Consider the following 21,335-nt stretch of genomic DNA (forward strand, 5'->3'; position numbering starts at 1 on the left):
GGTTACTCTCCCTTGATCTTTTGCGCCTTGAGCGCGCGCAGCCGCTCGAAAAACCGCGTGGCAAAGCCGGGCTTGTTGTCCTGCCGCGCGCGTCCCACGGCCAGCGCGCCCGCCTCGACATCGCGGGTGATGACCGAACCCGAGGCGGTCATCGCCCCGTCGCCCACGGTGACAGGCGCGACAAGCATCGTGTCAGAGCCGATGAACACGCCCTTGCCGATGGTGGTGCGGTGCTTCATCACGCCGTCATAATTGCACGTCACCGTGCCCGCGCCGATATTGCTGCCCTCGCCGATCTCGGCATCGCCGATATAGCTCAAGTGGTTGACCTTGGCGCCCTCGGCAATGAGCGCATTCTTGACCTCGACGAAATTGCCGATGCGCACATCCTCGGACAGTTCCGTGCCGGGGCGCAGGCGGGCATAAGGCCCCACCACCGCCCCGCGCGAGACATGGCAGCCCTCAAGATGCGAGAAGCTGCGGATCTGCGCGCCGCTTTCCACCGTCACGCCGGGGCCGAACACCACGAAAGGCTCGATCACCGTGTCGCGCCCCACCACCGTGTCGCGGGCGAAATGCACCGTCTCGGGGGCGGGCAGGGTCACGCCCGTCTCCAGCGCCTCGGCGCGCGCGCGCGCCTGAAAGGCGGCCTCTGCCCCGGCCAATTCGGCGCGGGAATTGACCCCCAGCGTCTCGGCCTCGTCGCAGGTGACGGCGGTGGCGGTGAGGCCCCGCGCGCGCGCCAGCGCCACGATATCGGTGAGGTAATATTCGCCCGCCGCATTGTCATTACCGACCGCGCCGACCAGATCGAAGAGGAGCGGCGCAGGGGCCATCACCACGCCGCTGTTGCACAGCCGGATCGCGCGCTCGGCCTCGCTCGCGTCCTTGAACTCGACGATCCGCTCCAGCGCCGCGCCGGCCATCACCAGCCGCCCGTAGCGGCCCGGATCGGCGGCGTTGAATCCCAAGACGACAATATCATGATGCGTCCGCGCCGCCGCCATGCGCTCCAGAGTCTCGGGCCGGATGAAGGGCGTATCGCCATAAAGCACCACCGCATCGCCGGTGAAGCCCTCCAGCGCGGGCGCGGCCTGCGCCACGGCATGGGCGGTGCCCAACTGCTCGGTCTGGAGCACCACCTGCGCGTCGGGCTCATAGGCCAGCGCCGCCTTGCGCACCGCCTCGGCCCCGTGGCCTGCCACCACCACCACCCGTTCGGGATCAAGCGCGGCCCCGGCGGCGATGGCGTGGATCAGCATCGCCTCGCCCGCGACAGGGTGCAGCACCTTGGGAAGCTCCGAGTTCATCCGCGTTCCCTTGCCGGCGGCAAGCACGATGAGGGCAATGGACATGGGGAAAACTCTTCAAATGGATAAAATCAACGTTGTTCTATCGGTTTTGCACTTATACGCAAGGGGCGCACTGGGAAATCCTTGTGACCATATCATGACAGGGCTAAGCGGTCGTTGGCCGATAACAGGAGGGCAGCCGATGCGCACCGTGGTCTTCGATCTCGACGGCACGCTGGCCGATACCAGCGGCGACCTGATTGCCGCCGCCAATGCCTGTTTTCGCGGCATGGGGGCGGGTGATCTGCTATGCCCCGTGGCCGATACCGGCGTCGCGCTGCGCGGCGGGCGGGCGATGCTGCGGCTGGGGCTGGACCGGCTTGGGCGCGGGGAGGACGAGGCCGAGATCGACCGACAATACCCGGTGCTTCTGGCCGCTTATGAGGGCGCGATCGACACCCATACCCGGCTCTATCCCGGCGCGATGGCGGCGGTCGAGGGGTTGCGTGGCGCGGGCTACCGTGTGGCCATCTGCACCAACAAGCCCGAGGCGCTGGCGCGGCTCTTGTTGAGCCGTCTTGGCGTGCTTGGGTCGTTCGATGCGCTGACCGGGGCCGATACCCTGCCGGTGCGCAAACCCCATCCCGAGCACCTGCGCGAGACCGTGCGCCGCGCGGGCGGCGATCCGGGCCGCGCGCTTCTGGTGGGCGATTCGGACACCGACCGCGACACCGCGCGCGCGGCGGGCGTGCCCTCGGTTCTGGTGGGCTTCAGCCCCTCGGGCGCGGATATGGCCGCGCTGGAGCCAGAGGCGATCATCGCCCATTACGACGAGTTGGCCGACGTGGTGACGCGGCTGATCGGGTAGAGCATGTTGCCCAAAATCGGGAACCGATTTCAAGCAACATGCGAAATCAATAGGTTAGCGCAGGGCGCGTGAATGCGACCGAACGCGACATGGTCTAGCGCGCCTCAGGCCAGCATGACCAGCGGGTTTTCGAGGTTGCCCACGATCTGTTCCAGCAATTGCGCACCAAGCGCCCCGTCGATCACCCGGTGATCGACCGATAGCGTGACCGACATGACCGTGGCCACGGCGAGTTCGCCATCCTTGCCCACCACCGGCTTTTTCAGCCCTGCGCCGACGGCGAGGATCGCGCCATGGGGCGGGTTGATGACGGCGTCGAAATTCTCGATCCCGAACATGCCGAGGTTGGAGATGGCAAAGGTGCCGCCCTGGTATTCCTGCGGTGCAAGCTTGCGGTCGCGGGCGCGTTTGGCGAGGTCTTTCATCTCCGCGGACAGCGCCGAGAGCGATTTCATCTCGGCATCCTTGAGGACCGGCGTGAACAGCCCGCCCTCGATGGCGACGGCCACGGCCACGTCCGAGGGCTTCAGTTTCAACACCTTGTCGCCCGCCCAGACCGCGTTGGCATCGGGCACCGCCTGAAGCGCGAGCGCGCAGGCCTTGATGATGAAATCGTTGACCGAGAGCTTGACGCCGCGCGGCTCGAGTTGCGCGTTCAGCTCGGCGCGGAATTTCATCAGCGCATCTAGGCGGATTTCGCGGCGCAGGTAGAAATGCGGCACGGTCTGCTTGGCCTCGGTCAGGCGCGCGGCGATGGTCTTGCGCATCCCGTCAAGCTTGACCTCATCATACTCGCGGCCCTCATACATGGCGGCGACGGCATCCGAGGACGGCCCGGACGGGGCCGCCGGGGCAGGGGCCTTGTCGGCGGGTTTGGCGGCCTCTTTCGCAGCGGCGGCGGGCTTGGCCCCTTCCACATCCGCCTTGACGATGCGGCCATGCGGGCCGGTGCCGGTGACCTGTGTGAGGTCCAGCCCCTTATCGGCGGCGATTCGGCGGGCGAGGGGAGAGGCGAATACGCGGTCGCCATCGGAGGCTTTCGGCGCGGCGGGGGCGGCTTTGGCGGCGCTTTCGGCTTGCGGTGCGGCCTCGGCGGGTTTGGCGGCAGGGGTTTCGGTCTTGGTCTCGTCCTTGGCCGGGGCGCTGCCGATATCGTCGGCGCTTTCGCCCTCCTCCAGCAAAACCGCAATCGGCGTGTTGACCTTTACCCCCTCGCTGCCCTCGGCGACAAGGATCTTGCCGATCACGCCCTCGTCCACCGCCTCGAATTCCATCGTGGCCTTGTCGGTTTCGATCTCGGCCAGCAAATCGCCCGCGTTGACCGTATCGCCCTCCTTAACCAGCCATTTGGCGAGCGTGCCCTCTTCCATCGTGGGTGAGAGGGCGGGCATGAGAATCTCGGTTGGCATCGCGTCTCTCCTTACCGGTAGGTCACTTGGCGCACGGCGTCGATCACCTCGTCGGTCGAGGTCAGCGCCAGCTTTTCGAGATTGGCGGCATAGGGCATGGGCACGTCCTTGCCGGTGCAGTTGATCACCGGCGCATCGAGATAATCGAACGCCTTTTGCATCAGCACCGCCGAGATATGGTTGCCGATGGAGGCCACAGGCCAGCCCTCTTCGACCGTCACGCAGCGGTTGGTTTTCATCACCGATTTGATCACCGTGTCGGTATCCATCGGGCGCAGCGTGCGCAGGTCGATGACCTCGGCGCTGATCCCGTCCTCGGCGAGTTTCTCGGCGGCTTCGAGCGCATAGGTCATGCCGATGCCGAAGCTGACGATGGTGACATCGCTGCCCTCGCGCCAGATCTTGGCCTTGCCGAAGGGGATGGTGAAATCGTCCAGCTTGGGCACCTCGAAGGAGCGACCATAGAGGATTTCATTTTCCAGGAACACCACCGGGTTGGGGTCGCGGATGGCACTTTTCAACAGGCCCTTGGCGCAGGCGGCGGAATAGGGCTGCACCACGCGAAGCCCCGGCACCTGCGCATACCAGGCGGCGTAATCCTGGCTGTGCTGCGCGCCCACGCGCGCGGCGGCGCCGTTAGTGCCGCGGAACACGATGGGGCTGCCCATCTGGCCGCCCGACATATAGAGCGTCTTGGCGGCAGAGTTGATGATCTGGTCGATCGCCTGCATGGCGAAATTCCAGGTCATGAATTCGACAATGGGGCGCAAGCCGCCCCAGGACGCGCCCACGCCGATGCCGGCAAAGCCGTGCTCGGTAATCGGCGTGTCGATCACGCGCTTGGGGCCGAATTCGTCCAGTAGGTTCTGGGTGATCTTGTAGGCGCCCTGGTATTCCGCCACCTCTTCGCCCATGACGAACACCGTGTCGTCGCGGCGCATTTCCTCGGCCATGGCGGAATTGAGCGCCTCGCGCACGGTCATCTTTTGCATGTCCGTGCCGTCGGGCCAGTCGGGGCTGGTGTCGGATTGCGGCGCGGCGGGGGCCTTGGCCTCGGCGGGCGCGGATTTTGCCGCCGTCTCGGCACGGTCCTCGCTGGCCTGCGGGGCAGGGGCGGGCGCTTCGCTGGCAATATCGTCGGCGCTCTCGCCCTCTTCCAGCAGCACGGCGATGGCGGTGTTGACCTTTACCCCTTCGGTGCCTTCCTCGACGAGGATTTTGCCGATGGTGCCCTCATCGACGGCCTCGAATTCCATCGTCGCCTTGTCGGTCTCGATCTCGGCGAGGATATCGCCCGATTTGACGCTATCGCCTTCCTTCACCAGCCATTTGGCCAGCGTGCCCTCCTCCATCGTCGGCGAGAGGGCGGGCATGAGAATTTCGGTTGTCATGGTCGTCTCTCCTGCTCAGGCGTTCTGCGGGGCCACGTCGGCGATGATGTCGGTCCACAGCTCTTCAAGCGCGGGTTCCGGGCTTTCCTTGGCGAAATCGGCGGATTTATTGACGGTATCCTTGATGTCCTTGTCGATGGCCTTGAGGTCGTCCTCCGACGCATGGCCGCCCGACAGGAGCAACTCGCGAACATGCTCGATGGCATCCTTCTCGTCGCGCATTTTCTGCACCTCTTCGCGGGTGCGGTATTTGGCGGGGTCCGACATCGAATGGCCGCGATAGCGGTAGGTCTTGATCTCGAGGATATACGGGCCCTTGCCCGCGCGGCAATGCGCCACCGCCTTGTCGCCCGCCGCCTTGACGGCGAGCACATCCATGCCATCGACCGCCTCGCCGGGGATGCCGAAGGCCGCGCCGCGGGTGTAGATATCGGGGCTGGAGGTGGAGCGTTTCTGCGAGGTGCCCATCGCATACTGGTTGTTCTCGATGACGAAGATCACCGGCAGTTCCCAGAGCGCGGCCATGTTGAAGGTCTCGTAGACCTGCCCCTGATTGGCCGCGCCATCGCCGAAATAGGTGAAGGTCACGCGGTCATTGCCAAAGTATTTGTCGGCGAAGGCCAGCCCCGCACCAAGCGGCACATTCGCGCCGACGATGCCGTGGCCACCATAGAACCGCTTCTCGGTCGAGAACATGTGCATCGAGCCGCCCTTGCCCCCGCTATAGCCGTCCTCGCGCCCGGTGAGTTCGGCCATCACGCCCTTTGGGTCCATCCCGCAGGCGAGCATATGGCCGTGATCGCGGTAGGTGGTGATGCGGCGGTCGCCCTCCTCGGCTGCGGCCTCAAGGCCCACCACGACGGCCTCCTGCCCGATGTAGAGATGGCAGAACCCGCCGATCAGCCCCATGCCGTAAAGCTGGCCGGCCTTTTCCTCGAATCGCCGGATCAGCAGCATGTCGCGGTAATATTGTTTCAGGGCGTCGGCGGAAACATTTGGTTTCGCGGTGCTTTTCCGGGGGGGCATGCGGCGCTCCTCGTTGGTGGCGGAAATGGTTTAGCGTTAAACCATTGATTACACCAATCGCGCTTTTGTGGCGAGGCCGAATTTGCCGGGGGGGCCTCAGCGGATCACGATCTCGTCGCCGCGCAAGAGGCCCAACACGTCGCGGGCCTGCTCGTCGAGAAGATCGAGGTCGAGATAGTCATCCGACAGCCGCCGGGTGAGGTTTTCCATCCGCGCGACCTCGCTTTCCAGCGTGGCAAGCTGGCGCGCAAGCTCGGCATTCTGCGCCTCGATCTCGGCGCGGCGAAACAGGCCGTAATCGCCCTGCACCGCCGCATAAGCGAAATATACCGCCATAAAAAACGCGACGGTCAGCCCGGCAAGGGCGCTCCAAGGACGGCTTTTTGAACTCATGCTCGGCTCCTCAAACGCGGTCTTGTCGCCGCGCTGCAGGTGTAACCATGCCACAGGCGGCGCGGCTTGTGAATCCCCTTTCCTCGCGCGGCGGCGGGGCGTAGCCTTGGCCCCGCGAAGGAGAATGCCGATGCCAGACAGCCCCGCAAGCCCCGCCCGCGCGAACCTGCCCACCCACGAGGTCACCAACCAGCCCGCGCCGCGCGGCGACGTCGATCTGTGGGGCGGCGATCCGGGCTTGCGCGATCACGCGGGGGCGGCGGGAGCGGATGCCGCGCGGCTGGGGGATTTCGGCGCGATGATCGGCACGGGCGAGATGCGCGCCCTGGGCCGCGAGGCCAACCGCCAGCCGCCGGAATTGGCCTTGTTCGATGCGGGCGGGCGCAGGCTGGACGAGGTGCGCTTTCACCCCGTCTATCACCGGCTGATGCAGGCAGGGATCGGCGCGGGCTATGCCGCGATTCCGTGGGAGGGGGCGAAGGGCGGCCACGCCACCCATGCCGCGATGGTCTATCTCATGTCACAGGTCGAGCCGGGCGTGTGCTGCCCGATGACTATGACCTATGCCGCGATCCCAGCGCTCAAGGCCGATGAGGCGCTGTTCCAGACATGGGTGCCCAAGCTCACCTCGCGGCTCTATGATCCAGCGGCAAGGCCGCTGGCGCGCAAGGGCGGGGCCACGATGGGCATGGCGATGACCGAGAAGCAGGGCGGCTCGGATATCCGCGCTAACGCCACCACCGCCGTGCCAGAGGGCGATCATTACTGCCTGACGGGGCATAAATGGTTCTGCTCTGCGCCGATGTCGGACGGGTTCCTGACGCTGGCGCAAACCGGTGAGGGTCTGACGTGCTTTCTGGTGCCGCGCTGGCTGGAAGGGGGGCGCAACGCCATCCATATCCAGCGGCTGAAGGACAAGCTGGGCAATCGCGCGAATGCCTCGGCGGAGATCGAGTATCACGGCGCGCTGGCCTACCGGCTGGGCGAGGAGGGGGCAGGCGTGCGCACCATCATCGAGATGGTGCATCACACGCGGCTCGATACCGCCATCGCGCCTGCCGGGCTGATGCGCGCGGCGCTGGCAGAGGCGCATCACTGGGCACACCACCGCTCGGCGTTTCAGAAGCGGCTCATCGACCAGCCGCTGATGCGCGCCGTTCTGGCCGATCTGGCGCTTGACTGGGAGGGCACGCTGGCGCTGGGTCTGCATGTGGCGCGTGCCTTCGACGGGCGCGGGGCCGAGGCGCGGGCGTTTGCGCGGCTTGGCGTGGCGCTGGCCAAGTTCCTCGGCAACAAGCTCTGCCCCGGCGTGGTCTACGAGGCGATGGAGGCGCTGGGCGGCATGGGCTATGTCGAGGATACGCCCCTGCCGATGCTCTATCGCGAGGCGCCGCTCAACTCGATCTGGGAGGGATCGGGCAACGTGATCTGCCTCGATATCCTGCGCACGCTGCAGCGCGAGCCTGCGGCGGGGGCGGCGCTCAGCGCCGAGCTTGGCGCGGTGGCCGCGCAGGACCGGCGCTTTGACGCGGCGATGCAGGCGCATATGCAGCGCTTTCCCCGGCTGCCCGAGGAGGCGCAGGCGCGCTGGTATGCCGAGAGCCTTGCCACGCTGCTCACCGCCTCGGTGCTGATGCGCCACGCGCCGGGCGCTGTGGCCGAGGCCTATATCGCCACGCGGCTGGACACGTCGCGCGGGCGGGTGGCAGGGGCCATTGCCGGGATCGACACGGGCGCGGTGCTGGCGCGGCTTGGCGGGGATGCGTGAGCGGGCGGGGTGATTGGGGTGCCCCTGTCAGGCCGCCGCGTGCTCTCGCAGCACCGCGAGCGGCACGATATCGAGCGCGCGGGAATGGGTCGCGGAGAGGCGCACCTGCGGCGCGCAGCCCTCGTCATGAGCTTGCAGGAAGCGCGCGGCGCACAGGCACCATTGATCCCCCGGCCTCAACCCGGCAAAGCCGAATTCGGGGCGCGGGGTGCTCAGGTCGTTGCCGACATATTTCGAGAAGGCGAGAAACTCGGCGGTCATCACCGCGCAGACGGTGTGGCTGCCGCGATCCTCGGCGCAGGTGTTGCAATGGCCATCGCGAAAGAAGCCCGTGACAGGCTCCATCGAGCAAGGCGCAAGCGCCCCGCCAAGCACGTTTTCGGGATCGTCCTTTTGCATCGCGCTGTCCTCCCTTGTGGGTGTTGGAGTCCTCTACCACCGTCGCGATCTGCATTCCAGTGCACGCCACCTGGCGCAAGCTGCCCGGTGGCGTGCGGGGGAGTGCTCAGGGTTGGTTCAGGCGTTCGATACCGGGTGCTCTTGCGCGGCTCGGTCGAACGTCTCCTCCACGCCGATTATCCCGAGCGCCCGCCCCCCCCGCGCCAAGCCGTGCTCAGAGCGCGGCGGCAAGCGCGCGCAGCGCGGCGATATTGTCCTCGGCGGTGCCCGCCTCGCGAAACCTGCGATCGGCGGAGGTGACCACGATCACCGCATCGCGCGCGCGGTCGATATAGAGATATTGCCCGTAAATGCCGCGGGCAAAGAATTCGCCCTCGCGCGCATCGGCGGGCATCCACCAATGCAGCCCGTATTGTGTCGCCCCCTTGGGCGTGGGCGCGCTTGGGCGGGTCGAGGCGGCGATCCAGTCCTCGGGCACGATCTGTTGGCCCTGATAGCGGCCCATCTGCGCCACCATCAGCGCAAAGCGCGCGTAATCGCGCGTGGTCACGTTGAGCCCGCCAAGCGCAAAGGCCACCCCCTCGCCATCGGTCAGATAATAGGGCGCGGCCTCCATCCCCAGCGGCGCGATGATCCACTCCGACATCAGATCGGGCAGCGCCCGCCCGGTGGCCCCGCGCAGCGCCATTGCCAGCGCATGGGTGTCGATCGAGACATATTTCCAGCGCGCACCGGGGGCTGCGTCGCGGGCGCTCAGACCGGCGGCAAACCCGTCCATCGTGCCGCCCAGCGCCAGCACCCGGCCCATGCGGTTGATGTCGGACCCGTAGGCGAGGTAATCCTCGTCGAATGCCACGCCGCTGGTCATCTGCAAGAGCTGGCGCAGGGTCACGCCGTCATAGGCGCTGCCGTCGAGACCGGGCGCGTAGCGCGTAACCGGGTCATCAAGCGAGGCGATCTCGCCGCGCTCCAGCGAAATCCCGATGAGCGCCGACAGAAAGCTCTTGGCCACCGACCAGCTTATCCGGCGATCCTGCGCGGTGGTGCCGAGGTGATAGCTTTCATGCGCGATGCGCCCCTCGTGCAGCACCAAAAGCGACGTGACGCGGCGCGCCTTGATCCAGTCGGTGACCGGCGCGGGCAGGGTCATGCGCCCCCCCTCGGGCAGGGGCGAGACCGGCCCCGCGCCGCGCGGCACCGGCGTGGTGAGAAAGGCGCGCTCCATGTTCGAGAAATTCGCGACGATGGTTTCTTGGGAAAAGAGCGAATTGACAGCCAGAAGCCGCGCGATCTCTTCTCGCTTCCAGACGCCCGCAATAACCGCCGCCAGCACAAACGCCAGTGCAATGCGCCCGACCCATTTCACTATCCTGCGCATATCCCCCCCCCGTTTGATCCGAGCAAAGCCCGCAAGAGGCGGAAAATCAAGCGTGACGCAGCGGCGCGCACGAACAGGGCGCAAGCCTGTGCTTGACTTCTGCGCGCGCGCCCACCATATGGCACTCAACCGATATTTCCTGCCGCGTGAGCAGCACGGCCCCGGTGGGGCGTTCAATATGAAATATCGCGTATACGTTCCCAAAATCACGCGTGGGGCCAACGACCTGTCCGGGGACAGGGGGCATTCGGTCCCGTGTTCGCCGTGCCGGTGCAACCACGACGACCGGGCTGCCGCGTTGAGCTATGCGCGCGCGGGCCCCGAAAGGACACGACTTTGAACCTCTTCGACGAGATGGGCCTGCCCCAGTCGCTGACCCGCAAACTGGCGGATCAGGGCATCACCGAGCCGACCCCCATCCAGACCCACGCCATCCCCCATGCGCTTGACGGCCATGACGTGATGGGGCTGGCGCAGACCGGCACCGGCAAGACCATGGCCTTTGGGCTGCCGCTGGTGACGCGGCTGATGGAGGCCCCGGCGCGCCCCGCGCCCAAGGCCGTGCGCAGCCTGATCCTCGCCCCCACCCGCGAGCTTGCGGGGCAGATCCGCGACGCGCTCATGACGCTGGTGAAGGACAGCCCGATCAAGATCGGCCTCGTGGTCGGCGGCGCGGGCATCGGCGCGCAGATCAAGCGGCTGGAGCGCGGCACCGATATCCTCGTGGCGACACCGGGGCGGCTTCTCGATCTCATCGACCGCCGCGCGCTGCGGCTTGATGCGGCGGAGTTCCTGGTGCTGGACGAGGCCGACCAGATGCTCGACCTGGGCTTTATCCACGCGTTGCGGCGCATCGCCGGGCTTCTGCCCGCCGAGCGCCAGACCATGCTGTTTTCGGCCACCATGCCGAAACAGATGGAGGAAATCGCCGCCAGCTATCTCAAGAACCCGCGCCGCGTGCAGGTCAGCCCGCCGGGCAAACCCGCCGACAAGGTCACGCAAGAGGTGCATTTCGTCGCCAAGGCCGCCAAGCCCGAGATGCTGATCGAACTGCTCGACAAGCACCGCGACGAGCTGGCGCTGGTCTTTGGCCGCACCAAGCACGGCTCCGATAAACTCGCCCGCAGGCTGGAACAGGCCGGCTTCGCGGTCGAGACGATCCACGGCAACAAGAGCCAGGGCCAGCGCGAGCGCGCGCTTGCCGCGTTCCGCGACGGGCGGGTCAAGGTGCTGGTGGCCACCGATGTGGCAGCGCGCGGCCTTGATATCCCGGCGGTGATGCATGTCTATAACTACGAGTTGCCGAACGTGGCGGAAAACTATGTCCACCGCATCGGGCGCACCGCGCGCGCCGGGCGCGAGGGCGCGGCCATCGCCTTTTGCGCCCCCGACGAGATGGGCGAGCTGAAGGATATCCAGAAGGTTCTGGGCATGTCCATCCCCGTGGCCTCGGGCCGCGCATGGGAGGTTCTGCCCGACCCCAAGGCCAAGCAGCCCTCGGGCCGCGGCGGTCCGCGCCGGGGTGGCGGCTTCAAGCCCGGCGGCGCGCCGGGGGGCGATGCCAAGCCGGGCGGCCAGCGCCGCAGGCGGCCCCGCCGCGCGGCCTGATCCAAGCCCCCCGCGCTACTTGATAAGGCCGATCACCTCGCGAAACGCGGGGTGATCGGCCCCGCCCAGCCATTCGAAGAGCACCATTTCGGTGGTGACGATCTCGGCCCCGGCGCGGCCCATGCGCGCCAGCGCCGCCGCGCGATTGTCGGGCGCGCGCGATCCGGTGGCGTCCTCGACCACCACCACCTCGCGCCCCGCATCCAGCAGCCCCAGCACGGTTTGCAGCACGCAGACATGCGCCTCGCAGCCCGCCACAACGATCCTGTGCCCCGGCGCGATCCGCGTCGCAAGCCCGGTCTCGGGGCAGGCATCAAAGCGCGATTTCGCCAGCACCTCCTCGCCCTTTTGCGCGGCGAGATCGGCGATGGTGTGGCCAAGCTTGGCCGGGATCTGCTCGGTGAAACTGCGCGCCACGCCCATGATCCGCGCCCCCGCCAGCAGCTTGCCCGCCTGCGCGACAACGCCCGCGCCCCCCGCGATCGCGGGCATCAGGCGGGCCTGAAAGTCGATGAGCAACAGATGGGATGAAGTGACGGAGAGCAGGGGCATGACTTTGATGATAGGGCATGATCCCCGCCGTTTACAAGATCGACAGGGGCGCTTGCGGTTGCAATGACCCTAAATGCCGTCCCGTGCACCCCCGGACATCCCCGCAGCCAAACGAAAAGAGCCGCTTGCGCGACCCTGTTTCAAACCCTGATGTGCTTGGGATTTTTGGCGGAGCGAGGGCGACGTCTTGCATTTTTCTCAATGGTGCACACTAAGTTTTGTGCGGGCCTAGGGCGTTTTCTAAAACCAAAGACCTTTTTGTTATTCCGGGAGTCCTGCCGGTTTGGACTCTTGGTATTCTGTGGCAGACGTTTTTGGGGTGGTTTTCATGGGCCTTTTTTTCGTGAGGCGGCGGATCGGATTGTGGATGTGCTGTCTAAGATCGACGCGCTCGTGGATTAGCGGGCGTTTTCGCCGCTCCTGACGCGCGGTCTGGGCGGTCCGGTGCCTGCTGATTGCACAATGGCATGGGCTGTCTGATCCGAGGCTGGAGCGTGTGCTCAAGGTTTGGCTGGATTTCATGGTGTTCTGCGGGTTTGATCTGCGCGCACCGGTGCCGGATGAGACCGCCCATTGCCGGTTCCGCAATGCGCTGGTCAAAGGGGGTGTCTACGATGATCGGCTGGTCGAGGTCTGCCGTCAGATCGAGGATCACGGGCTAAAGTTTAAAGAGGCCGCGGCGGCGATCATTGATGCGACGCTGATCGAGGCTGCAGCCCGGCCGCGCCGCCATATCGAACCCCCCGCAGGACCGCGCCGAGGGGGACGCGCCCGACCATCCCGAGATGCATTTCAGCGCCGATCCGGACGCGCGTTGGGTGACGAAGGGCAGCAAATCCACGCTGGGCTACAAGGGATTTGCTCGCATCGACGAGGAAGGGTTTGTGGACAAGGTCCACACCACGCCCGCCAACCGCGCCGAAAGTCCGGAATTTGCCACCATGATTGACGGCGCATCCGCGCCCGATACTTCGGACGGGCCAAAACCCATGCCCAAATGGCGATGGCGGCCATCGGACAAAACCTCATCAAGGCCGCGAACAAGATCACACTCAACCCGCAAGACAGGGCTTCGCCCGTCCAGGGCTGAATTCATCCACCGGATCAATTCCGTGACGCCCTTCACCCCCGGCAATCGCATAAACCAAGCCAACACCCTTATCGCTCCGCTGAAAAGACAGCAGGGCGAAAGCGGTCGGCAAATCCGCGCTGAAGCAGAAAACCAGCTCGTCACGCAGAGGTCTTTTATATATAAAAAACAATCTTTTGAGACAGTATTTGCAAGTTCGAATCAGTTTGGTGCGCGCTCTTATGAGTGGTGTACTTATGGTAGTGGCCGCAGGGTCGGCCCGGCCCGATGCGGGCCTTGACAGCGCTGCGCGGCTGGCGCATACGGGTGCGACCGGCGGGAGGACTCGCCGGTTTTGCATTTGAATGATCCCCCAAGGGGACGCTGTCCGAGGTGGGCCACCGGCCCGCAACACCCCGCCAGAGGGGGGCCACAGGACGCGGAAGGAAAAGGAAAGAGCCATGTTCGCGGTCCTCAAGACCGGCGGCAAGCAATACAAGGTGCAGTCGGGCGACCTTCTGCGCGTTGAAAAGCTTGCAGCCGATGCTGGTGAGACAGTGCAGTTCAACGAGGTCCTGATGCTGGGCGGCGATGCCCCCGTCATCGGCGCGCCGCTGGTCGCGGGTGCCGCCGTGCAGGCCGAGGTGATCGACCAGGTCAAGGGTGACAAGGTCATCCACTTCGTCAAGCGCCGCCGCAAGCACGGCTCGCAGCGCACCAAGGGCCACCGCCAGAAGCTGACGCTGCTGCGCGTGACCGAGATTCTCGCCCAGGGTGGCGATGCGACCGGCGTCAAGGCCGCGATCGGGTCGGGTTCCGTGGCTGCCGTGGCCGTGGCCGCCGCCGAGGCGCAGGCCCCGGCGAAAAAAGCCGCGCCCAAGGCCAAGCCCGCCGCCAAGGCAGACGCCCCCGCAGGTGCGGATGATCTCAAGGTGTTGTCGGGCGTCGGCCCCGCGCTGGAGAAAAAGCTGCACGCCGCAGGCGTCACCAGATTCGCGCAGATCGCCGCCTGGACCGAGGCGGATGTCGTGGAGATGGACGAGAAACTGTCGTTCAAGGGCCGGATCGAGCGTGAAGGCTGGATCGAGCAGGCCAAAGAGCTGACCAAGGGCTAAGGAGAGACGAGATGGCACATAAGAAGGCAGGCGGGTCATCCCGCAACGGGCGCGATTCGGCGGGCCGTCGTCTCGGCGTCAAGAAATATGGCGGCGAGGCCGTGATCCCCGGCAACATCATCGTGCGCCAGCGCGGCAACAAGTTCTGGCCGGGCGATGGCGTGGGCCAAGGCAAGGATCACACGCTGTTCGCCGTGACCACGGGGGCCGTGACCTTTCACAAGGGGCTCAAGGGCCGCACGTTCATTTCCGTGCTGCCAATGGCGGAGGCCGCTGAATAAGCCGAACCCGGCACATGACAACGACCATGAGGGGGGATCGGCACGCGCCGGTCCCCCTTGCCGTGTCAGGCAGGTGCCGTGTCAGGCAGGGGATTGGTGGAATTTCGGTAAAATTCGCGTCACGTTCCGGTGCGGAGGGCATCGGCAAGGCTTGTGACAACGGCGCGCCCCCCCATCTGAACGGGGCACGCATCATGCGAAAGGAGGAGCGCATGGCTTACGAGACGGTGATCGACCAGCCGATGATCGCAACCGAGCGGTTCGACCTGCGCCCGCTGCGCGGCTCGGATGCCGGGCTCATTGCGATGAACGCGGGCGATATCCGGGTGGCGCGGGCCACCCCCACAATTCCCCATCCCTATCCGCCCGGTGCCGCCGAGGCGCTGATCGCGCGCGCCCATGCCGAGAACCGGATCGAGGATATCTGGGCCATCGACGGCACCCGCACGGGCGGGGCCACGGGCGGGTCCGAGGTGATGGGGCTTGTCGGCCTCAGCCGCGTCGATACCGGCCAGTCCGAGATCGCCTATTGGGTCGCGCCCGCCTGGTGGAACACCGGTATCGCCTCGGCGGCGGTCGAGGCGCTTTTGTCCGCCAACCCCCACGCCGCGCGCACCGTGTTTGCCAGCGTGTTCCAGGACAACACCGCCTCGGCGCGGGTCTTGACGAATTGCGGGTTTCAGTATCTTGGGGATGCCGAAACCTACTGCGTCGCGCGCGGGGCCTGTGTGCCCACATGGACCTATAGCCGCAAGATGGGCTGAGGGCCGCGCGCGGGCGACGCGGCGAAAGGACAGACGATGAAATTCCTCGACCTCGCGAAAGTATATATCCGCTCTGGCAGCGGCGGCGCGGGCTGTATCAGCTTTCGGCGCGAGAAATATATCGAGTTCGGCGGCCCCGATGGCGGCGATGGCGGCAATGGCGGCTCGGTCCGTGTCGAGGCGGTGGACGGGCTCAACACGCTCATCGACTTTCGCTATCAACAGCATTTCTTTGCCGTGGATGGCCGCCCCGGCATGGGGCGTCAGCGCACCGGGGCGAGCGGCGATGACATCGTGCTGCGCGTGCCCGTGGGCACCGAGATCCTCGAAGAGGACGAGGAGACGGTGATCGCCGACATGACCGAGGTGGGGCAGGTGATCGAACTCGCGCATGGCGGCAATGGCGGCTGGGGCAACCTGCGGTTCAAGACCTCCACCAACCAGGCCCCGCGCCGCGCCAATCCCGGCCAGCCCGGTGTCGAGCGCACGATCTGGCTGCGGCTGAAGCTCATCGCCGATGTCGGGCTTCTGGGCCTGCCCAATGCGGGCAAATCCACCTTTCTCGCCGCCACCTCGAATGCCCGGCCCAAGGTGGCCGATTACCCGTTCACCACGCTGCACCCCAATCTTGGCGTGGTGGGCATCGACGGGGCCGAATTCGTGGTGGCCGACATTCCCGGCCTGATCGAGGGCGCATCCGAAGGGCGTGGCCTTGGCGATCTGTTTCTCGGCCATGTCGAGCGCTGCGCGGCGCTTCTGCACCTGGTGGATGGCTCCTCGGGCGATCCGGTGGCCGATTACCGGACGATTATCGACGAGATCGAGGCCTATGGCGCGGGGCTGGCCGACAAGACGCGGGTGACGGTGCTGAGCAAGATCGACACGCTCGACCCCGAGGAACGCGCCTTTTTGCGCGATGAGTTGCAAGAGGCCAGCGGCGGGCCGGTGATGCTGATGTCGGCGGTGTCGGGCGAGGGGGTTGCGGAGGTGCTGCGCGCCCTGCGCGCCGAGATCGGCGAGAGCCGCACCCGCCGCCGCCGCGACAGCGATGACGAGATCGCCGCAGCCCAGGCAGACGAGGGCACCCCGTGGCAGCCTTAGGCGACGCGCGCCGCGTCGTCGTCAAGATCGGCTCGGCGCTTCTGGTGGATCGCGACAGCGGGGCCTTGCGCGAAGGCTGGCTTGCCTCGCTCGCCGCAGATGTGGCGGGCTTGCGCGGGCAGGGGGCGGATGTGGTGCTGGTCTCCTCGGGCTCGATTGCCCTGGGGCGCGCGCTGCTCGGCCTGCCTGCACGCGCGCTTTCGCTGGAGCAGAGCCAGGCGGCGGCGGCGGTCGGGCAGATCCGCCTTGCCGGGGCTTATGAGGCGGCGCTGGCGCGGCACGATATCCGCGCGGCGCAGGTGCTGGTGACGCTCGAGGATAGCGAGAACCGCCGCCGCTATCTCAATTCGCGCGCCACGCTCGATCAGCTCTTGCGCCTTGGCGTGGTACCCGTCGTCAACGAGAACGACACCGTGGCCACCGACGAGATTCGCTATGGCGACAATGACCGGCTGGCGGCGCAGGTGGCGGTGACGGCGGGGGCGGATGTTCTGGTGCTGTTGTCGGATGTCGACGGGCTTTATACCGCCAACCCGCAGACAGACCCATCGGCGCGCCATATCCCGCAGGTCGCGGGTATCACCGCCGAGATCATGGCGATGGCGGGCGATGCCGGCTCGGGCCTGTCCAAGGGCGGCATGAAAACCAAGGTGATGGCCGCGCGCACCGCCACCGCCGGGGGCTGCGCGATGGCGATCACGCGCGGCGACCTGGATCACCCGCTCGCGGCGCTGGCGCAGGGCGCGCGCGCCACCTGGTTTGCCGCGCAGGGCGACCCGCAGCAAAAGCGCAAGGCCTGGATCGCCGCGATGAAGCCGCGCGGGCGGATCACCGTCGATGCAGGCGCGGCGCAGGCGCTCGGGCGCGGCAGCAGCCTGCTGCCCGCCGGGGTGAGCGCCGTTGACGGCGCGTTCGGGCGCGGCGACCCGGTGGAGCTGGCCGATGAGGCGGGCCGCGTGCTGGGGCAGGGCCTGACCCGCTATGATGCCGCCGATGCCACGCGGATTGCCGGGCTGCGCTCGGACCAGATCGAGGATGCCCTCGGCCACGCCCCGCGCGGGCCGCTCATCCACCGCGACGACATGGCGATCTGAGGGAGAGGGTCAATGGCTTGGAGGGGACACTGGCTTATTGTCCCCCGCGCGGAATCAAGCCCAAAGGGCGCCGCGCGATCGTCATGCCAAAGGCATGCCTGCGGCATGACGCCGTCCCGCGGCCTAGCGATTTGGAGAAGGCGCGCATTCTATCGGTGTCACACGGATTTGGCTGGCATAAAGTGGCATTTACCACTGTTGCATCGCTGGTCCCCGGCCCAGCGACCGCGCGGCTTGTCTCGTGGGGCCAATCTCCCCATCACGCCTCACCGGCTCCATGCGCGGCTTTCCGCGAGTGGTCCCCGCTGCGCGACCGGTCCCGCCTTGCAGGCGGGCCGGTCCATGCCATAAACCGGTCTCATGTTCCACCGCGCCCTTGCCACCGCCGCCGCCCTCGTGATCGCCGCCCCCCTGGACGCGCATCCGCATGTCTTTGTCGATGTGGCGCTCAGGTTCGAGGATGACGGCGCGGGTAATTTGACCGGCGTCGAGGTGACCTGGCGCTATGATGATTTCTTCTCGCTGCTGATCTTTGCCGATATGGGGCTTGATCCCGATGGCGACGGCGCGCTGACCAGCGCGGAACTGGCCCGCCTCAAGGGGTTTGACCTCGTGGAATGGCCCGACGGGTTCGAGGGCGATCTCTACCTGACCGCGGGCGGCGACAAGATCGCGCTCGACCATCCCGTGCCCACCGATATCCGTATCGAGGCAGGCCGGATCGTGGCCAGCCATCGCCGCAGTTTCGGGCCAGTGCCCGCCGACGGGCTGCGGGTAGAGCCCTATGATCCCACCTATTTCGTTGAATATACCCTCGCCGGGCCGGTGGTGCTGCCCGAGGGCTGCGCCTATGCGATCACCGAGCCCGATCTTGACGAGAGCCAGCGCGCGTTTCGCGACATGGTGGCCAAGCTTTCCGCCGAGGAGCAATATTCCGGCGTCGAGGTTGGCAATATTTTCTCCGACATCATGGCGATCTCGTGCCGCGCGCCGTCCTGAGCGGGGCTGCGCTTGCGGTGCTGGCGGCGGCGGTGTGGCTTTGGGGCATGGGCGGCGCGGCAGAGCTTGGGGCATGGGCGCGCGCCGGTCAGGCCGAGACGCAACAGGCGATGGCGCGGCTGTTGCGGGCCTTGCGCGCGGGCGAGCCGGGGGCGATGGCGGGGCTGATGGGGCTGTGTTTCGCCTACGGCTTCTTTCACGCGGCGGGGCCGGGGCATGGCAAGCTTCTGGTGGGCGGCTATGGCATGGCGGCGCGGGTGGGCGCGTGGCGGCTCTCGGCACTGGCTCTGGCGTCGAGCCTTGCGCAGGCGGCAAGCGCGGTGGTGATGGTCTATGCCGGGGTGCTCGTCTTTGACGTGACGCGCCAGCAGATGACCGGGGTCGCCGAGCGGCTGATGGCCCCGGCAAGCTATGCCGCGATTGCGGCGGTGGGGGCGTGGCTTTGCTTGCGCGGGCTGCGGCGCTGGTGGCGTGCGGGGCGGCATGACGACAACCATGGCCACGGCCACGCCTGCGCCACCTGCGGCCATCGCCACGGCCCCACGCCCGACGAGGCCGCGCGCGTGGCCTCCTGGCGCGATGCGGCGGCGCTCATCGCCGCGGTGGCGATCCGGCCCTGCACCGGCGCGCTGTTCCTTCTCATTCTCACCTGGCGGCTGGGGATCGAGGCGGCGGGTATCCTCGGGGCCTTTGTCATGGGGATCGGCACGGCGAGCGTGACGGTGGCGGTGGCGCTAGCCTCGGTCACGCTGCGCGAGGGCGTGCTGGCGCGGCTGGCCACTTCCGAGGGTCAGGGCCTTGCCCGCGCGCTCACGCTGCTGGAGATCGCGGCAGGGCTAGTGATCGCCGCGCTGGCGCTCGGCATGATGCGTGCGGTGCTCTGATCGCGGGGAACGCGTATGGCCTGTTGCCGCCATTCGCAGAAGCCGCGCATCGACGGGCCGCGGTGCGGCGATCCAACGTCGGTTTGGGTGCGCTTTATCGTGCCAAATCCGAAAAACCTCAGAGAATGAGGCAGGTTGCAGCCAAATCGCCGTGCCGGGGGGGCGGCCCGGCGATGCGCGGCGGCGCGCAAGCGCGCCTTGTTCCACGCAAGGGGGCTTTGCCTTGAGCGTCCCCAACAGGCCCTTCACGACGCCTGCCGCCCCGCATTGCGGAGCATGACAGGCCGGATCATCCTTGGGCCACCATCTGTCCGGTGCCGCCCCCTAGATATCCCCGCCCGCACCCTGCTGCCATGGTTTCACCAGATTGCCGAAGCGGGTGAACTGTTCCTCAAAGCTCAGCTCGACCGTGCCGATGGGGCCGTGGCGCTGCTTGCCGATGATGACCTCGGCCTTGCCGTGCAGCCGCGCCATGGCCTCCTGCCACTCGGCCATCTTGTCCATCTCGTGATCACCCGGTTTCTCGCGTTCCTTGTAATAGACCTCGCGGAACACGAACATCACCACGTCGGCATCCTGCTCGATCGAGCCCGATTCGCGCAGGTCCGACAGTTGCGGGCGCTTGTCCTCGCGGCTCTCGACCTGCCGCGAGAGCTGCGACAGCGCCAGAACCGGAATGTCGAGCTCCTTGGCGATGGCCTTGAGACCCATCGAGATTTCGCCGATCTCCTGCACGCGATTCTGGGCGGTGCCGCGCACCAGTTGCAGGTAATCCACGATCAACAGGTCAAGCCCGTGGGTGCGCTTGAGCCGCCGCGCGCGCGCCGCAAGCTGGCTGATCGGGATGGCGGCGGTGTCGTCGATGAAGAGCGGGCAGGATTCGAGCGATTTCGCCGCCTCGACGAAGCGGCGGAACTCGTCCTCGTCCATGTCGCCGCGGCGGATCTTGTGCGAGGGGATTTCCGACGCCTCGGCGAGGATGCGGCTGGCAAGCTGTTCGGCCGACATCTCGAGCGAGAAAAACCCCACCACGCCGCCATCGACGGTGCCGGTGGTGCCATCGGGCAGGGTGCCCTTGCGATAGGCCTTGGCGATGTTGAAGGCGATGTTGGTCGCGAGTGAGGTCTTGCCCATCGAGGGCCGCCCGGCGAGGATCAGGAGGTCGGAGCGGTGCAGCCCGCCGAGCTTCTGATCCATGTCGTCGAGCGCGGTGGCCAGCCCCGCCAGCCCGCCCTCGCGCTGATAGGCGGCATTGGCAACATCGACGGCATCCTTGACCGCTTTGAGGAAGCTTTGAAAGCCGGTATCGGACTTGCCCTGTTCGGCAAGCTGGTAGAGCTTCTGCTCGGCCTCCACGATCTGGTCGGCGGGCTCGCTGCTGATTTCGACGCGGGCGGCGCGGGCGGCGATATCGTGGCCGAGCGCGATCAGCTCGCGCCGGATCGCCAGATCATAGATCATCCGCGCGTAATCGCGCGCGGCATAGGTCGAGATCGCGGCCCCGGCGAGCTTCACGAGATAGGCCGGGCCGCCGAGTTCCTTCAGCCCCTCATCCTCTTCGAGAAAGGCGCGCAGCGTCACCGGCGAGGCCAGCGCGTTGCGGTTGATGCGCGCCGCTGCCGTCTCGAAGATACGGGCATGGACGGGATCGTAAAAATGCTGCGGCCCGATGATCGCGGCCACGCGGTCGAAAATGTCGTTATTGGTCAGGATGGCGCCAAGAAGCTGCTGTTCGGCCTCAATCGAATGCGGCACGCTCTCGGCGGCCTCGATCTCGGCCCCGGTCGGATTGAAGATGCTGATCTCGTTCATGGATGCTGCTCTGTCCTGATCTTTGGCCAAACGGCATAACGCCGGGCGCGGGCGGGGGGCAAAATGTATATCTCTGTGGATAAGCACGCCCCGGTGACGATCACCATATAATGCCACAAACCGGCTGAATGA

General features: G+C 66.6%; 20 protein-coding genes and 1 pseudogene. 12 read left to right on the top strand and 9 right to left on the bottom strand.

Annotated elements, in window-relative coordinates; translation table 11 throughout:
• Positions 1-2: 2 nt before the first annotated feature.
• Positions 3-1,355 carry a bifunctional UDP-N-acetylglucosamine diphosphorylase/glucosamine-1-phosphate N-acetyltransferase GlmU gene (gene glmU, locus ABIE58_RS01145; RefSeq protein WP_354542832.1) on the bottom strand — a complete coding sequence of 451 codons (1,353 nt, stop codon included), beginning with the start codon at positions 1,353-1,355 and terminating at the stop codon, positions 3-5.
• Between the two features lie 139 nt (positions 1,356-1,494).
• On the opposite strand from glmU, the gene ABIE58_RS01150 reads away from it, so the two are divergent.
• Positions 1,495-2,160 (top strand): HAD-IA family hydrolase, encoded by a 666-nt coding sequence (locus ABIE58_RS01150; protein WP_354542833.1) that lies wholly within the window; start codon positions 1,495-1,497, stop codon positions 2,158-2,160.
• A gap of 104 nt (positions 2,161-2,264) precedes the next feature.
• On the opposite strand, the gene ABIE58_RS01155 is transcribed toward ABIE58_RS01150, so the two are convergent.
• The 4 genes from ABIE58_RS01155 to ABIE58_RS01170 form a co-directional block, all read right to left on the bottom strand.
• The gene (locus ABIE58_RS01155) at positions 2,265-3,569 is read right to left on the bottom strand and encodes a pyruvate dehydrogenase complex dihydrolipoamide acetyltransferase (RefSeq protein WP_354542834.1); all 1,305 of its coding nucleotides are present in this window, start codon (positions 3,567-3,569) and stop codon (positions 2,265-2,267) included.
• An 11-nt stretch (positions 3,570-3,580) separates the two neighbouring features.
• On the bottom strand, positions 3,581-4,960 hold the full coding sequence (locus ABIE58_RS01160) for a pyruvate dehydrogenase complex E1 component subunit beta (protein ID WP_354542835.1): 1,380 nt from the start codon (positions 4,958-4,960) through the stop codon (positions 3,581-3,583).
• Positions 4,961-4,975: 15 nt separating this feature from the next.
• A complete protein-coding gene (pdhA, locus tag ABIE58_RS01165; protein WP_354542836.1) occupies positions 4,976-5,986 on the bottom strand; it encodes a pyruvate dehydrogenase (acetyl-transferring) E1 component subunit alpha in 1,011 nt (336 codons plus the stop codon).
• 96 nt (positions 5,987-6,082) lie between these two features.
• Complete coding sequence (locus ABIE58_RS01170) at positions 6,083-6,379, bottom strand: FtsB family cell division protein (RefSeq protein ID WP_354542837.1); 297 nt, start codon at positions 6,377-6,379, stop codon at positions 6,083-6,085.
• 130 nt (positions 6,380-6,509) lie between these two features.
• Between ABIE58_RS01170 and ABIE58_RS01175 the strand changes: the two genes are divergently transcribed.
• Complete coding sequence (locus ABIE58_RS01175; RefSeq protein WP_354542838.1) at positions 6,510-8,147, top strand: acyl-CoA dehydrogenase family protein; 1,638 nt, start codon at positions 6,510-6,512, stop codon at positions 8,145-8,147.
• Positions 8,148-8,174: 27 nt separating this feature from the next.
• Here the strand turns inward: ABIE58_RS01175 and ABIE58_RS01180 are convergent, their stop codons facing one another.
• Positions 8,175-8,546, bottom strand: a complete 372-nt coding sequence (locus ABIE58_RS01180) for a DUF2237 family protein (protein ID WP_354542839.1) — start codon at positions 8,544-8,546, stop codon at positions 8,175-8,177.
• A 214-nt stretch (positions 8,547-8,760) separates the two neighbouring features.
• On the bottom strand, positions 8,761-9,924 hold the full coding sequence (locus ABIE58_RS01185) for a serine hydrolase domain-containing protein (protein ID WP_354542840.1): 1,164 nt from the start codon (positions 9,922-9,924) through the stop codon (positions 8,761-8,763).
• A 354-nt stretch (positions 9,925-10,278) separates the two neighbouring features.
• On the opposite strand from ABIE58_RS01185, the gene ABIE58_RS01190 reads away from it, so the two are divergent.
• Complete coding sequence (locus tag ABIE58_RS01190) at positions 10,279-11,532, top strand: DEAD/DEAH box helicase (protein ID WP_354542927.1); 1,254 nt, start codon at positions 10,279-10,281, stop codon at positions 11,530-11,532.
• 15 nt (positions 11,533-11,547) lie between these two features.
• On the opposite strand, the gene ABIE58_RS01195 is transcribed toward ABIE58_RS01190, so the two are convergent.
• Positions 11,548-12,084 carry an isochorismatase family protein gene (locus tag ABIE58_RS01195; protein ID WP_354542841.1) on the bottom strand — a complete coding sequence of 179 codons (537 nt, stop codon included), beginning with the start codon at positions 12,082-12,084 and terminating at the stop codon, positions 11,548-11,550.
• Positions 12,085-12,532: 448 nt separating this feature from the next.
• On the opposite strand from ABIE58_RS01195, the pseudogene ABIE58_RS01200 reads away from it, so the two are divergent.
• From ABIE58_RS01200 to ABIE58_RS01240, 9 genes and pseudogenes are all read left to right on the top strand, one after another.
• A pseudogene (locus ABIE58_RS01200) lies at positions 12,533-12,661 on the top strand (transposase); the annotation flags it as partial.
• Positions 12,662-12,869: 208 nt separating this feature from the next.
• Positions 12,870-13,454, top strand: a complete 585-nt coding sequence (locus ABIE58_RS01205) for a hypothetical protein (protein WP_354542842.1) — start codon at positions 12,870-12,872, stop codon at positions 13,452-13,454.
• Positions 13,455-13,614: 160 nt separating this feature from the next.
• The gene (locus ABIE58_RS01210) at positions 13,615-14,268 is read left to right on the top strand and encodes a 50S ribosomal protein L21 (RefSeq protein ID WP_354542843.1); all 654 of its coding nucleotides are present in this window, start codon (positions 13,615-13,617) and stop codon (positions 14,266-14,268) included.
• 11 nt (positions 14,269-14,279) lie between these two features.
• Entirely contained in the window at positions 14,280-14,549 is a 270-nt protein-coding gene (rpmA, locus tag ABIE58_RS01215; protein ID WP_354542844.1) for a 50S ribosomal protein L27, read from the top strand.
• A gap of 212 nt (positions 14,550-14,761) precedes the next feature.
• Positions 14,762-15,313: a GNAT family N-acetyltransferase gene (locus ABIE58_RS01220; protein WP_354542845.1), complete on the top strand. Its 552-nt coding sequence runs from the start codon at positions 14,762-14,764 to the stop codon at positions 15,311-15,313.
• A gap of 36 nt (positions 15,314-15,349) precedes the next feature.
• Positions 15,350-16,414, top strand: a complete 1,065-nt coding sequence (gene obgE / locus ABIE58_RS01225) for a GTPase ObgE (RefSeq protein WP_354542846.1) — start codon at positions 15,350-15,352, stop codon at positions 16,412-16,414.
• A complete protein-coding gene (gene proB / locus ABIE58_RS01230) occupies positions 16,402-17,508 on the top strand; it encodes a glutamate 5-kinase (RefSeq protein ID WP_354542847.1) in 1,107 nt (368 codons plus the stop codon). The genes obgE and proB overlap by 13 nt, the downstream gene beginning before the upstream one ends.
• A 360-nt stretch (positions 17,509-17,868) precedes the next feature.
• Positions 17,869-18,507: a DUF1007 family protein gene (locus ABIE58_RS01235; protein WP_354542848.1), complete on the top strand. Its 639-nt coding sequence runs from the start codon at positions 17,869-17,871 to the stop codon at positions 18,505-18,507.
• Entirely contained in the window at positions 18,489-19,391 is a 903-nt protein-coding gene (locus ABIE58_RS01240; RefSeq protein ID WP_354542849.1) for a nickel/cobalt transporter, read from the top strand. Before ABIE58_RS01235 ends, ABIE58_RS01240 begins: the two co-directional genes overlap by 19 nt.
• 324 nt (positions 19,392-19,715) lie before the next feature.
• On the opposite strand, the gene ABIE58_RS01245 is transcribed toward ABIE58_RS01240, so the two are convergent.
• Entirely contained in the window at positions 19,716-21,203 is a 1,488-nt protein-coding gene (locus ABIE58_RS01245) for a replicative DNA helicase (RefSeq protein ID WP_354542850.1), read from the bottom strand.
• Positions 21,204-21,335 lie beyond the last annotated feature (132 nt).

It is taken from the genome of Roseovarius sp. MBR-78 (assembly GCF_040547535.1).
In the GTDB taxonomy this organism is placed as follows: Bacteria; Pseudomonadota; Alphaproteobacteria; order Rhodobacterales; family Rhodobacteraceae; genus Roseovarius.

What these genes read in the sequence shown, in the direction of transcription:
- obgE (WP_354542846.1), top strand. Translation starts at nt 15,350, where the DNA reads ATGAAATTCCTCGACCTCGCGAAAGTATATATCCGCTCTGGCAGCGGC.
- ABIE58_RS01160 (WP_354542835.1), bottom strand. Translation starts at nt 4,960, where the DNA reads ATGACAACCGAAATTCTCATGCCCGCCCTCTCGCCGACGATGGAGGAG.
- ABIE58_RS01155 (WP_354542834.1), bottom strand. Translation starts at nt 3,569, where the DNA reads ATGCCAACCGAGATTCTCATGCCCGCCCTCTCACCCACGATGGAAGAG.
- ABIE58_RS01235 (WP_354542848.1), top strand. Translation starts at nt 17,869, where the DNA reads ATGTTCCACCGCGCCCTTGCCACCGCCGCCGCCCTCGTGATCGCCGCC.
- pdhA (WP_354542836.1), bottom strand. Translation starts at nt 5,986, where the DNA reads ATGCCCCCCCGGAAAAGCACCGCGAAACCAAATGTTTCCGCCGACGCC.
- ABIE58_RS01175 (WP_354542838.1), top strand. Translation starts at nt 6,510, where the DNA reads ATGCCAGACAGCCCCGCAAGCCCCGCCCGCGCGAACCTGCCCACCCAC.
- ABIE58_RS01205 (WP_354542842.1), top strand. Translation starts at nt 12,870, where the DNA reads ATGCATTTCAGCGCCGATCCGGACGCGCGTTGGGTGACGAAGGGCAGC.
- ABIE58_RS01150 (WP_354542833.1), top strand. Translation starts at nt 1,495, where the DNA reads ATGCGCACCGTGGTCTTCGATCTCGACGGCACGCTGGCCGATACCAGC.
- ABIE58_RS01195 (WP_354542841.1), bottom strand. Translation starts at nt 12,084, where the DNA reads ATGCCCCTGCTCTCCGTCACTTCATCCCATCTGTTGCTCATCGACTTT.
- ABIE58_RS01190 (WP_354542927.1), top strand. Translation starts at nt 10,279, where the DNA reads ATGGGCCTGCCCCAGTCGCTGACCCGCAAACTGGCGGATCAGGGCATC.
- ABIE58_RS01220 (WP_354542845.1), top strand. Translation starts at nt 14,762, where the DNA reads ATGGCTTACGAGACGGTGATCGACCAGCCGATGATCGCAACCGAGCGG.
- ABIE58_RS01180 (WP_354542839.1), bottom strand. Translation starts at nt 8,546, where the DNA reads ATGCAAAAGGACGATCCCGAAAACGTGCTTGGCGGGGCGCTTGCGCCT.
- ABIE58_RS01210 (WP_354542843.1), top strand. Translation starts at nt 13,615, where the DNA reads ATGTTCGCGGTCCTCAAGACCGGCGGCAAGCAATACAAGGTGCAGTCG.
- ABIE58_RS01245 (WP_354542850.1), bottom strand. Translation starts at nt 21,203, where the DNA reads ATGAACGAGATCAGCATCTTCAATCCGACCGGGGCCGAGATCGAGGCC.
- ABIE58_RS01185 (WP_354542840.1), bottom strand. Translation starts at nt 9,924, where the DNA reads ATGCGCAGGATAGTGAAATGGGTCGGGCGCATTGCACTGGCGTTTGTG.
- glmU (WP_354542832.1), bottom strand. Translation starts at nt 1,355, where the DNA reads ATGTCCATTGCCCTCATCGTGCTTGCCGCCGGCAAGGGAACGCGGATG.
- rpmA (WP_354542844.1), top strand. Translation starts at nt 14,280, where the DNA reads ATGGCACATAAGAAGGCAGGCGGGTCATCCCGCAACGGGCGCGATTCG.
- ABIE58_RS01170 (WP_354542837.1), bottom strand. Translation starts at nt 6,379, where the DNA reads ATGAGTTCAAAAAGCCGTCCTTGGAGCGCCCTTGCCGGGCTGACCGTC.